General features: G+C 41.4%; 10 protein-coding genes. 6 read left to right on the top strand and 4 right to left on the bottom strand.

Annotated elements, in window-relative coordinates:
- Positions 1-166: 166 nt before the first annotated feature.
- The 6 genes from ABF87_RS12685 to ABF87_RS12710 all read left to right on the top strand — a co-directional run bounded on the left by ABF87_RS12685 (position 167) and on the right by ABF87_RS12710 (position 9549).
- Positions 167-1552, top strand: a complete 1386-nt coding sequence (locus ABF87_RS12685) for a TolC family protein (RefSeq protein ID WP_160829490.1) — start codon at positions 167-169, stop codon at positions 1550-1552.
- Positions 1553-1589: 37 nt separating this feature from the next.
- On the top strand, positions 1590-3176 hold the full coding sequence (locus tag ABF87_RS12690) for an efflux RND transporter periplasmic adaptor subunit (RefSeq protein ID WP_345789917.1): 1587 nt from the start codon (positions 1590-1592) through the stop codon (positions 3174-3176).
- Between the two features lie 59 nt (positions 3177-3235).
- Positions 3236-6406, top strand: coding sequence for a CusA/CzcA family heavy metal efflux RND transporter (locus ABF87_RS12695; protein WP_160829491.1), 3171 nt, complete (start codon positions 3236-3238; stop codon positions 6404-6406).
- Between the two features lie 191 nt (positions 6407-6597).
- Complete coding sequence (locus ABF87_RS12700) at positions 6598-7617, top strand: bestrophin family ion channel (protein ID WP_160829492.1); 1020 nt, start codon at positions 6598-6600, stop codon at positions 7615-7617.
- A gap of 60 nt (positions 7618-7677) precedes the next feature.
- Positions 7678-8646: a cation diffusion facilitator family transporter gene (locus ABF87_RS12705; protein WP_160829493.1), complete on the top strand. Its 969-nt coding sequence runs from the start codon at positions 7678-7680 to the stop codon at positions 8644-8646.
- A 165-nt stretch (positions 8647-8811) separates the two neighbouring features.
- Entirely contained in the window at positions 8812-9549 is a 738-nt protein-coding gene (locus ABF87_RS12710) for a hypothetical protein (protein ID WP_160829494.1), read from the top strand.
- Between the two features lie 431 nt (positions 9550-9980).
- On the opposite strand, the gene ABF87_RS12715 is transcribed toward ABF87_RS12710, so the two are convergent.
- From ABF87_RS12715 to ABF87_RS12730, 4 genes are all read right to left on the bottom strand, one after another.
- A complete protein-coding gene (locus ABF87_RS12715) occupies positions 9981-12299 on the bottom strand; it encodes a zincin-like metallopeptidase domain-containing protein (protein ID WP_160829495.1) in 2319 nt (772 codons plus the stop codon).
- On the bottom strand, positions 12286-12501 hold the full coding sequence (locus ABF87_RS12720; protein ID WP_160829496.1) for a conjugal transfer protein TraD: 216 nt from the start codon (positions 12499-12501) through the stop codon (positions 12286-12288). Before ABF87_RS12720 ends, ABF87_RS12715 begins: the two co-directional genes overlap by 14 nt.
- Before the next feature lie 24 nt (positions 12502-12525).
- On the bottom strand, positions 12526-13065 hold the full coding sequence (gene traF, locus ABF87_RS12725; RefSeq protein ID WP_160829497.1) for a conjugative transfer signal peptidase TraF: 540 nt from the start codon (positions 13063-13065) through the stop codon (positions 12526-12528).
- A gap of 29 nt (positions 13066-13094) precedes the next feature.
- The coding region (locus ABF87_RS12730; protein ID WP_160829498.1) for a type IV secretory system conjugative DNA transfer family protein at positions 13095-13345 on the bottom strand (251 nt) is incomplete at its 5' end.

Raw genomic sequence — 13345 nt, forward strand, 5'->3', positions numbered from 1 at the left:
TTCAATCAATATAAAAATTAGCATTAGCGTCATTTTGCTATTTAACCTCTTGATTGAAAACTTATTTTATTCAGACTAAGTAGCTTCTGTCTGCTATTAATTCTCCTCACTTTCTATACCTAAAATAGTATTAGTTAAGTGATGATTGCGAAGATTTCTGATTTATATGAGATATTTTATATCACGATACTTTTTAAGCATTGTGCTTCTTGTTGTATTAAATTCCATATCTGACGTTATTGCTGAGAATAAATTATCAAATACAGGTCATTTAAAGCAACAAGATCTCTCCATTTCATTTTCACAAGAAAGTAATGACATAACTTTACGGGATGCCGTACGGCTTGCGTTAAAGCACAATCCAGAATTGGCAGCTTTTGCTAAAGAAATGGAAGCACAAGAGGGAGTTACGCTTCAAGCTGGTTTAATTCCTAATCCCGATCTTTCAGTGAATGTAGAAAACGTTGGAAATATTGGTTCTCTTCGGGGTGATATAAATTCAGAAAAAAGCGTTGCTAAAGAGATCGTGCAACAACTTTCGACAATACGAATAAGCCAAATAATTGAGCTTGGAGGAAAACGTGCTGATCGTATTTATGCAGCATCATTAGGTGAGCAAGTCGCTCTTCAAGATTACGAAATAAGAAAATTAGACCTTATTGCCCAGGTGGCAAATGCTTTTACAGAGGTTCTTGCTACTCAAGAACAATTTCGGCTCGCAGAAGAAACTCAGCATTTGGCACAAACAGTAGTTAATACAGTAGCAAAACGCGTTCAAGCTGGCCAAGCGCCTCCTATTGAAGAAACTAAAGTTGAGGTTGTACTTTCAGCTACTCAAGTCGCTTTTAGTCAAGCTCAACGTGATCTATCGGTAGCACGTAGTAGGCTTGGACAATTATGGGGTAATTCTTCTCCTCAATTTGTCAAGTCTGTAGGGAATCTTGAGTCATTGATTTCAGTGCCGAGCTTAGAAGCATTAACAGTGCGGGCTTTAAAAAACCCTATGGCATTACGCGCTTTAAAAAATCTAGAGCAGCGTAAATCACTACTGGAAGTCGAAAAATCACGGCGTATTCCAAATCTCACTGTAAGCGCAGGTGCTGTTCATCATGCTGCTATAGGAGGCACTACCGCAGTTGTTAGCGTGGCTGTGCCACTACCTTTGTTCAATAGAAATCAAGGAAATATAAAGGAAGCACAGCAACGCATTTATAAGGCAGCTGATGAACAAGCAGTTACTGAGTTACGAATTAAGACTGACCTAGCGCAGGCTTACGAAACACTGACGGCAGCACAAACTGAAGTAAACATGCTGAGCAGCAAAATACTACCAGGAGCCGCTCGGGCATTTGGAGTCACTAAGAAAGGCTACGAAATGGGTAAGTTTGGCTTTTTGGAATTGCTGGATGCGCAACGCACATTATTCCAAAACCAAATTTTGTACATCCGTGCTCTGGCGAATTACCAGCGTCTGGTTAATGAAATTGAACGCTTGATTGCTGGTTCGATTGAGGCCACAGCCGAACACAACATAATATATATCTCCGATTAATAATGAATCATACAAATAATCATCTAAGGAGCGGTTTGTGATTAAACATCAATTGATTTGGGTTATTGCAATAATCGCAATTACTGTTGTATTGAGTTTGGTAATCCTTAGTCCGGGAGCACAACATACGGATGCACACGAAAACAAAGGATCTGTGCTTAGCAATACTCAAGAAAACCAAGGTCCTAGCGCTGAATCTAATCATGACCATAAGAAGCCTCCATCAAAGGATAACTCGAAAGTTATATTGGAAAGCCTGGCTTTAAGCGAGCCAAGTAAAGGTTCCAAAGGTGGAAAGCTATTTTCAAAGAATGATTTTGGAGTTGAAGTAACGATATTCGAAAAAGGAGCTCCACCACAGTTTCGGCTTTATCTTTACGAAAATGACGAACAAATATCTCCATCATTAGCGAAAGTTAATATCACGCTATCACGACTTGGAACACCAGCTCAGGTTTTTAATTTCCAACCAGGAAAGGACTATCTTTTTAGCGATCAAATCGTGGAGGAGCCACATTCATTTGATATGGTCATTGAAGCTGACTTCAAAGGTAGATCTTATCGTTGGGCTTATAGCCAGATTGAAGCACGAGTAAAAATTCCTGATGAAATACTCAAGAGTATAGGGATCGAAATACGCAAAGCTGGACCGGCAAAAATTAAGCCCATGTTGAGGCTACCAGGTGAAATCGGATTCAATGAATACAATATTGTGCAGGTTGTGCCGCGCGCACCAGGACAAGTTTTTGCTGTTAACCGCCAGCGAGGAGAGCATGTTCGGAAAGGTGATGTACTAGCTGTTATTGAGAGTCCATTGTTGGTTGATTTGCGCAGTCAATTTCTCGCAGCCAAAAAGCGTTTAGCTTTTGCACGAATCACATTTGAACGCGAGAAAGAACTATGGGAAGAAAGAATTTCTGCAAAACAAGATTATCTTGCTGCTCAGCAAGCCTTAAATGATGCGGAAATCAATAAGGATCTTGCCTCTGCAAAACTCTTAGCGCTAGGAATTAGACCTGAGAAAGTTACCCAAGGCGAAAATCTAGCGCGTTACGAAATCCATGCGCCGGTTACCGGACTTATTACGGCAAGAACAATTGCAACGGGCCAAACAGTTAAAGAAGATTCAGAAATTTTTGTCATAGCTGACACCTCGACTGTTTGGGCACAAATCATTGTGTATGAGAAGGATTTGGATGTACTCAAGATTGGAGAAGAAACATTAGTCAAAGCAACTGCAATTGATATTAAAGGCAAAGGTAGTGTTACTTTCATTACTCCTCTTATTGGGGTGGCTACCAGAACTGCTACTGCACGGGTAGAACTTGATAATCCAGAAGGCAGGTGGTTGCCAGGCATGTTTGTAACTGCAGAATTAGTCAGAGCTAACGTACAGGTTCCGGTAGCCGTTTCAGCTGATGCCATTCAGACTCTTGGAGAATGGACTGTGGTGTTCGGTAGGTACGACCAATACTTTGAAGCTCGTCCTTTGAAGTTGGGATTAAGTGACGGGTCGATGGTAGAAGTAATTACAGGGCTTACTGCAGGAGAGCCATATGCAGCGGGTAATAGCTTCATCATAAAGTCCGAGTTGGGTAAATCAGAAGCAAGCCATGAACACTAAGAATCCTTTTCCAGGAAGAGCTTCTAGTCACTATTCCAGTAATTTATAGAATTGAAATTATGATTGAATTTATTTTGCGAGCATCTATTCAACAACGAGGAATTGTACTTATTGCAGTTGTTGGAATGGCAGTCCTTGGGATTTTTAGCTTTCAGAAATTATCGATCGATGCAGTACCAGATATAACTAACATACAGGTACAGATTAACACTGTGGCTCCAGGTTATTCACCATTAGAGGCTGAGCAGAGAATCACATTTCCTATAGAAACGTTAATGGCTGGACTTCCAAATCTTCATTATACACGTTCTATTTCACGTTATGGTCTGTCACAGGTAACAGTAATATTTGAAGATGGAACAGATATTCATTTTGCGAGGCAACTGGTAAGTCAGCGGATCCAGCAAGCGAAAGAAAAGCTTCCTATAGGTATCGTTCCGGCAATGGGTCCTATCTCTACCGGTTTAGGTGAAATATTTATGTGGACTGTTGAAGCCAAGCCAGGTGCTAAAAAAATCGATGGAACTGAATATACTTTAATAGATTTGCGTGAAATTGAGGATTGGATCATAAAACCTCAAATGCGCCTAGTAAAAGGTATTACAGAAGTCAATGCAATAGGTGGATACGTAAAGCAATTTCATGTTACACCGTATCCTGATAAATTAATTTCCTACAGAATTACGCTTCAAGACATAGTACTCGCATTAGAACGCAATAATCTTATTGTTGGTGCAGGCTACATAGAGAAAAGCGGCGAACAGAAACTGATACGTGTTCCAGGTCAAGTAGCAGATTTGGAAGAAATTTCCAATATTATTTTGGATAACCGTCAAGGAGTACCAGTACTTGTTAAAGATGTAGCAGACGTCATTATTGGTAACGAATTGCGAGCAGGCGCAGCTACTCAAAACGGTAAAGAAGTTGTGGTAGGAACTGCGCTTATGCTCATTGGCGAAAACAGTCGTACTGTTTCTCATGCGGCCGCTAAAAAATTAACTGAAATTAATCTGACCTTACCGACGGGTATCACCGCTACCCCTGTCTATAATCGAACTACTCTTGTAGATAAAACCATTTATACAGTCGCGTCGAATTTGTTTGAAGGCGCTACCTTGGTCATTGTTGTGCTATTCGTTTTTTTAGGGAATATTAGGGCAGCATTGATTACTGCCCTTGTTATTCCCCTGTCAATGTTATTTACTTTTAGCGGTATGGTCCTCAATCAGGTAAGCGCTAACTTGATGAGCTTAGGCGCATTAGATTTTGGGCTGATTGTGGATGGCGCTATTGTTATTGTCGAGAACAGTATTAGACGTTTGGCTCACGAACAGGCTCGCTTGGGAAGAGTACTTACTTCAGAAGAACGTTTTAAAATCGTTTTCGATGCATCAAGAGAAGCTCGGCGAGTATTAATCTATGGCGAGCTGATCATCTTGGTAGTGTACTTGCCTATTTTTGCACTATCAGGTGTTGAAGGAAAAATGTTCCATCCGATGGCTTTCACAGTCGTAATCGCGTTATTTGGAGCAATGGTTCTTTCTGTAACATTTATTCCAGCTGCTATCGCGTTATTTCTCTCAAGCAAAGTAGTAGAAAAAGAAAATGCGGTTGTGAAATTGGCAAAAAAATTATATTTGCCTCTACTTAAAGCTGCCATGAGCAACAAGGGCATCACGGTCACATTCGCAGTAGCTATTGTAATACTTTCCAGCTTGCTCACTACACGTATGGGTAGTGAGTTCATCCCCAGTCTCAACGAAGGCGACATTGCATTGCACGCAATCCGTATTCCAGGAACAAGTCTTACCACAGCCATTGAAATGCAGAATGAAATTGAGAAAATTATCGATTCATTTCCTGAAGTTGAAAGGGTTTTTGCAAAGATTGGAACCGCCGAGATTGCGACCGATCCTATGCCCCCCAATGTAGCTGACCTTTTTGTGATTTTAAAACCATCATTTGAGTGGCCAGACCCGGCGCTACCCAAAGTTGAATTGATCACAGCTATGGAACGATCAGTCAAAAAAATTCCTGGGAATAATTATGAGTTTACCCAGCCGATACAGATGCGTTTTAATGAGCTATTGTCAGGTGTTCGGGCCGACGTGGCAGTAAAAGTATTTGGCGATGACCTCGATACTTTGCTGTCTACAAGCGAACAAATTGAAGATACGTTAAATCAGATCCCTGGTGCTTCCGATGTGAGAATTGAACAATTGAGCGGCTTACCTGTACTTTCCATTCAGATTGATAGAGCAAAAATGGCGCGTTATGGTTTGAATGCAATTGATATTCAAGATTCTATTGCTATAGCGATTGGGGGAAGAACTGCGGGTCTTATATATGAAGGTGATCGCCGTTTTGAACTACAAGTTCGCTTACCTGAGGAATTACGAACCGATACTGAGCTATTGAAGCGATTACCTATTAAGCTTCCAGCATCCTATAACAATAGCGGCATCCTTAGCTCAAACTTGGCTAACATGCCTGGCTACATTACGTTAGGTGATGTTGTCAATTTCGAACATATTCAGGGCCCGAACCAGATAAGTCGTGAAAATGGAAAACGTAGGGCTGTTGTTACAGCAAACGTACGAGGCCGGGATCTTGGTTCTTTTGTTGAGGAAGCGCAGTCTGTTATTGCTGAAAAAATTCAATTCCCTGCCGGATACTGGATTACCTGGGGTGGTCAATTTGAGCAGCTGATCTCAGCAGCAAATCGCTTACAAATCGTAATTCCCGTAGCGCTTAGCTTGATCTTTATTTTGCTTTATACCATGTTTGGAAATTACAAGGATGGGCTACTAATGTTCACAGGTGTGCCATTTGCCCTCAGCGGAGGTGTATTTGCATTGTGGTTGCGTGATATTCCTCTGTCTATTTCTGCTGGAGTGGGGTTTATTGCTTTATCCGGTGTGGCTGTGCTAAATGGCCTAGTTATGTTGGCATACATTAAAGATCTGCGAAAACAAGGTATGACTTTAGGTGAAGCTATTGAAACTGGAGCACTTACTAGGCTGCGACCTGTATTGATGACAGCTCTTGTGGCAGCTCTGGGATTTGTACCTATGGCTCTTGCAACCGGAACCGGCGCAGAAGTGCAGCGTCCGTTAGCTACAGTGGTAATTGGCGGAATACTTTCATCTACGATACTCACTCTGCTGGTATTGCCAGTTCTGTATCGTCTTGTACATGAGCAGGACTTGCAAACAAAAAAATATCAATAAATTAAGAGAAAAAGAAGAAGTAATTGTGACTTAAATAAAGAGAACAAATTTAATATTCATTAATTTGAATTATAAGTTATGGTTTTATTAAGGAATTTGAACAACTCAACTAAGAATCATTGAAGAAGTAACTTTAAGAAGTTTAATGAAACTCAAATAGAGTTTAGGTTAAGAAAAAAAGGTTTTTGTCTATGCATATTGGAAAAAGTCTTGGTTTAAAGAAAGTCCTTATTTGGTCTAAAAGAGACATATTAATTTTTATAATAGTCGCAGCAGTACCAACTGCGACTTACGAATTTTTCCACTTTCAATGGCTGGCACTTCCTTGGCTGCCTATGGCACTTATCGGAACAGCTGTTGCCATTATAATCGGCTTTCAAGATAACGCTACATATGATCGTTTTTGGGAAGCACGAAAAATATATGGTTCTATAGTAAATTCAAGCCGTACTTGGGGAATGCTGGTACAAACATACATTTCAAACAATCAAGCTCAACATACCATTTCTGACAACGAAATGGAGTTAATTCATCGTAGGCTTATTTATCGCCATATTGCATGGCTTACAGCTTTGCGCCATCAATTACGCCAAACAAGAGGATGGGAAGCAAAAAATAAAAAATATAATATTGAAAATTCGAAACATTTCATTGTTCCAGAACATCATATTTCCTTAGAAGATGATATTGATCCTTTTCTATCTATTGAAGATAAGGAATATATTCTAAGTAAGACGAATCGAGCAGCACATATCATTAAAGTTCAGTCAGAAGATTTAAAAAATTTGCTCAGCAAAGGATTTATTGAAAACTTTCGATATATTGAATTGCAAAGGATATTATCTGATTTTTATGAGTATCAAGGGAAATGTGAACGAATAAAAAATTTTCCATATCCTCGGCAATTTGCCAGTTTGAATCTTTATTTTGTTTGGATATTCATATTCTTGCTACCCTTTGGAATGTTACCTGAGTTTGAAAAACTGGGCCATCATATTACCTGGCTCACCATTCCTTTCTGCGTAATTGTTTCTTGGGTTTTTCGAACTATGGATAAGATTGGTGAATCTACAGAGAATCCTTTTCAAGCTGGGTCGAATGACATTCCTATTTCATCAATAAGCCGTAATATTGAAATAGATCTTCTTGAAATGTTGAATGAAACAAATATTCCGAAGCCAATAGAATCGGCAAATAATATTCTGATGTAATTTTTTACTGAACTTAAACAGAGCATTTGATTTATTAAATCAATTATATATATTAGAATAATGTTTAGATCTTCAAAAAAAGAACATACTTCAAAACATAATCATGAACATAAAAATTTAGTAAATCATGGTCGAGTTTTTATTTTTACTATAGTTCTTAATTCTGTTTATGTAGTTGCAGAGTTTACGTATGGTTTTATTGCTAACTCAGCCGCATTAATCGCAGATGCAGGTCACAATCTTTCAGATGTCTCGGCTTTAATATTAGCTTGGATAGCAACAGTGCTTGCCGGTAAGGCACCCAGCGAACGTTTTACCTATGGATTGCGAAGTTCTACCATTTTGGCAGCATTAGCAAATGCTATGCTTCTTTTAATTGTCTGCGGTGGGATAGCCTGGGAATCGTTTCAACGCTTGATGCATCCACCAGCAATTGCGGAAATGACAGTCGTACTTGTTTCAATAATCGGGATCTTAATTAATGGCTTATCCGCTTTTTTATTTATGAAGGATAGCAAAAACGACATAAATATTCGAGGAGCTTATTTACATATGGCTGCGGATGCAGGTATTTCATTTAGCGTAATGCTGTCTGGGATAGGTATGATGTTCACCGGATGGTATTGGCTTGATCCTGTAGTTAGTCAAATAATTGTACTTATTATTATTATAAGCACCTGGGGATTATTGCAAGAATCACTTAAACTCGCACTTAATGCTGTACCCACAGACATCGATCTTTCCTCAGTTGACGCTTACTTGCGAAGTTGCCGTGGCGTAAAAGATATCCATGATCTTCATATCTGGGGAATGAGTACTACTGAAAACGCCTTGACCGTTCATCTTGTAATACCTGATGGTTATCCCGGAGATAATTACATGGATGAGATAATGAAAACTCTGAGTGAGCGTTTTAATATTAATCATAGTACCTTGCAGATGGAGCTAGGTTCTAGCAATCATATATGTAATCTGCAATCTATAGAGAAGGATACAATTGTTAACGGCTCTCATCATATAAATCACTGAAATGGATTTTTCATCAGTATGATTTTAAGTGCGACAATATGTCGCATTGTCAAAAATCTCTTTAATTTAGATAATACTACGAGATTCTTGGATTACATCTGAATCTCGTCTTTAATATTGCAAAAAAGATTAGGCTTTAATTCTCAAAATTAAATAGGTTAATAAATGAAAAATTCTTATAAATTATTATTTCCATTCGCAGCAGGTATAATCATCTTTGGGACAAGCGCATTTGCTCACACACGTCTCGATACTCCTACTATGGTTGAGAATACTCGTATTATCAATTACCTTGTTGCTCATGCATGCGGTGAAAACGATATGCTTGGAACATCAGTTGTTTTTCCTGATGGAGTTGATTCCACTGTATTGGTTGATGGCCAGCCTCACACAGGTCCTGTAACTGATTTTCTAACTAATTATGCTAATAATGCCCAACTTATGTTTAATCGAGGTGCTTTTGATGTAATGGAAGAAAAAGCAGATTCTTTAGGTAATGTAAATGGATTTTGGGCAGGAGGTGGTCCGGGTGTACCTCATACATTGAATGTTGCGACACAATTTAGATTAACTGCCCCTGCCATTGAACCAACATCTTGTGCGGACAATGTGACAATTTATATTTCAATTGCTAATGTTTGTAAAATTACTGGGGTTGATCAATTTGCAACTGAAGGGGTTGTTGATTTGTGGACGCATAATAATTTGGGAACACCATATGATCGTGTAAGTACTACCGATGATGGCCCAGCACCGTGGACAATCACTAGAGATCTTATTGCTAATCCCTTACCAGCTTCTTGTAATGGTGCGGGCTTAAAGGTAGAGATTAAGCCTTCCGCAGCACAGATTAATCGTGATATGCCGGTAATATATAATGGCCAGCAATTATGGCCTCAGTGATATCGGCTACTTTGAATCAATAGCTTATTTAAAATAGCTATTGTTCTGACTTGATTTCAGATCTACTAACAAACAATTTTAGACAATAAAAATATTTCTAAGATTGTTTGTTTTTCTTAGACATTTCTATTCGCATTGAGCTATATCTATGAGTAGTTCTTGCGTATTTCAGATTTTGTGATCTTGATATTGAATACCGCCGCACATTTTAAAAATGTCAGGAAACTTGAAGGTTAATTTTTGAGCATCCGAGATAATCATGATCAATGCTCAATTTAAAGCACTTATCCACATCTTCATCCACTATTTTTGTGGATAACCATCATCAGGACCTGCTATAGCCCCAAGCCCCTTTCTTTAGCTCTGATTATTGCATCATTTTCGGTCATAAAACTTCTCGGTTTCCGGTAGCAACTGCTGATCTCCCTGGATTATCTCGCCAATGCGCGTTTTTGTGCAGTTTCCTGCCTTAACTTAGTCGGAGTCTGAAGATTTTCCGCACGTGTATTTCGCAGTACTCGCTCCACAGCGGATCCAACTTGTCGCTTGACAGCTTCAAGCCCAAGCACACTTTGATTAACCAGATCATTAAAATCACTGAGACTGGACTTCATTTGCTCCCCTGGCGCAAAAACCGGAAATACCGCAACACCATTCACCAGCTGTGCCGCTTCCAATGCTTTCTCTCTGCCTGGATTTTTGCCATGGGTTGACTCCAGATGAAGATCATCGTCCCCGGCGATAATGATAGGTTTGGAAGGAAATTTTGCATGTAAATCTTGCGCTACTTTGGGCAGATTGCCGGAATCAAACGCTGCAATGACTGGTTGATTCAACGCTTGGGATACGGTATCCGCTGTGGCATAGCCTTCGGCAATCACAATGGTAGGAACTGAGTTAATGGCTTCATCCAATGCCAAACCATTATTACCTACAATATGAAAGGTATGCTCCTTTTTGCTACCGGCCGCAAAAAGCTTAGTACCATTGGCCTGTATCGTTTGCACGCTCCAGATAGAACCATCAACATCCTGAGCAGACAGCAATAAATCGCCGGGAGTCAACACCAGACATTCAGGGTGATCTTCGCGCAATTGTTTGGCTTCCTGCCAATTGCTGGCAATTTTAATGATGGAATCGGCTGGTAAAAGATCTCCATTTTGAGGTACGACCTTTAAATCCCCTGCCCGGGCATTTTTATCAACGAGATAGGAATGGCTGACATCGGCATTGGGAGCGATAGTGAGCAATTCCTGAATGGCTTGCGCAATTTTGATGTGCTGGGCATGGTGTTCGGCTTCTCTGATTTGCAGCTTGATCGCGGCCTGGGCAAACAACTCAGCTTTCTGCTCATCCGTTAAAGAATATCCCTTGGCCTTCCACCGTGTTTCAATGCCGGTTCGATTGTTTTTGAAATACCCTGCTGGGCGGCCATCCAGATGGGCTACGTAAAATCCGGATTTCTCACTTCGTTTGTCACCGGCAACTTTAATCCTGTGAGTCTGACCATCCATCACGGGATGATTACCATCCACTTGGCACCCTTGAGTGCGTAACAACTCGGCAAACTCAACTATTGGATCTATAGCCGGTTCTGGCCGCAGAGCTACGTTCTCGGGCAACCAGGGTTGCAGCGCTTCTATGTCGGCATCGGGCCCCACATACCAGGCTTTAGCCTTTTTATCCCAGCGCGCCCCGGCAAACTTGGCAAGTTCTTTGTCTTTGTATGGCACAACCAAATATTGCCGAGTACCCCCCTGCTCTTCCCCGGCCGACTGCTGTTGCTTATGTGCGCCATGATCATGATTATCGGTATAGGTGATTGGATCCATTTTGGTTGCCTCCGTTACATCAATTTCTTGTTGATGTGATAATGCGAGTACAAATTCCCGAATTTTTTCTGCATCTGCCGCAGCACGAAATATCTCGAGGGGATCATCCTGCAGGGCTTTGATCCATGCCCCTACATAGGTCACATGCTGCCCGGGATCGTGACCGATGCCCAGTTCACCACCCAGCAACATACTTGCAATCTCGGCGCGTAATTCTTCCCTTGCATACCCTTCACTACCGAATGGATGGAAGAGATCACGATTCAAGCGTGATTCGTGGCCACTCCAATGGCCTAGTTCATGCAGAGCTGTTTGGTAATAACCAGCCGCTGTGGGAAATTGGTGTTTATGCGGCAGATGAATACTGTCGGTCGATGGTCGATAAAACGCGTCATCGATCTCACCGTGATGGATAATGGCTTGAGAGTGCTGCAATAAATCTTCTGCACGCTCCAGTGGATCCCAGTCTGGGGCCTTAATAACCAATTCTGGCAGGTTATCGATTTGCTCAGCGTTAAATACAGCGGCATAAAACACCTTGGAGCGTTCAAGTTTGATGTGCTCTTTGATGGGCTGGCCTTCACTGTCCAATATCGGCACGCCCTGCTCATCCGTTTTTATCCGTTCTTCAGCAAATAGCCAGTATTGCACGGGTGTGCTTTTTTGACCTTTGCGCACCTGTGCCCCCGCTGCTTCTGCCTGTTTATACGTCAGCCAGCGTGGATCAGTGTATCCCCGGCTGATCAGGTTCAAATTATTAATGCCCCGGTAGCGCTTAGCAGTTGTTGGGTTAAAAGGTAAGGCAGCCGACAGATCACCCGGTTTCCAGGGTTTTTGCCAGGGTGCAACACCTTTTTTGAGCTGCTCGATCAGATTCTCGGCGACTTGTTCATGGAAAGCTTTGTTAGTTTTTTTCATTGTCCGCCCCCAGGATGTCTATAGCGCTCTCCAGCGCATCTTTCTCATTCAAGGCATCCTCGGTAAAGGCTCCGAGCATTTCTGCTTCCAGAGGCTCAAATTGAGCCTTGAAACCCGGTATCTGGGCATCGAGTAGCTTTTCCTCTATGACTTCTTGTATTTCAGGATTATCGGTTTCAATATTGGTCGGTGGTCTATGCATGGCTTTGACTCCTATTAATTTTGATTAATGACGCCAGGTAAAAATCGGACGAACAACTTGCTTAATTTGATCACGCGCAATGAACCCAAAATAACGCGCATCAAAGGATTGTGGATTTAAATCGGATAGCAAAAGATACTCGGCATCATCTAATACCGCATCAAAGCGGTATTGCGGCAGTGGCTGATTGTTAGCATCTGCTTTTAACTGAACGCTATTGGGCAAATGCTCTCCATTTACAACAATGCCAGCTTGATCGATCAATACCGTATCTCCTGCCATCGCCAAGACACGTTTGAGCAACAGGCTATAGCCGCCTGGGCAATTACCGCGCCCGATATACCCTCTCGCGAGAGCTTGATCAAAAACCTCGTTCTGAGGTGGGCAGAAAGCAACATAGGCGCCGCTGACAATAGGTTCATGAACGATTCTGTAAAAACCCATTGGCAAGCTTGGCGTGGTATTGATATAAATCCCGCTTATTTTTGCACCAATACTCAGCACAAATAGGCTAACGCTCACTACCAGAACAGTAACGGTCAGGATTTTGATTGGTTTTTTCATGGAATTGATTCTCATGTGTGCCAGGTCTTTCACAATCCGGTTAATTTATCGCTGGATTTTGGTGGACTCACCTGCGCTCGTGCGGTAAAAGCCTCATCCTCAAAATACAAAGTTTGTGTGCCATAGATCGCTGGGAAACCTGCAACATAAATGATCATGTCCCCTGGTTTGGTAATATTGCCGTTCGCATCTTTCTGAGGCCCAGGCAGCCGCATGCATTCATCCGGCGTCAATAATGCGCGTTGGGTTTCCTGCAGGGTGCGAGTGACATGACCGTGCA

It is taken from the genome of Nitrosomonas sp. JL21, from assembly GCF_009833095.1.
In the GTDB taxonomy this organism is placed as follows: domain Bacteria; phylum Pseudomonadota; class Gammaproteobacteria; order Burkholderiales; family Nitrosomonadaceae; genus Nitrosomonas.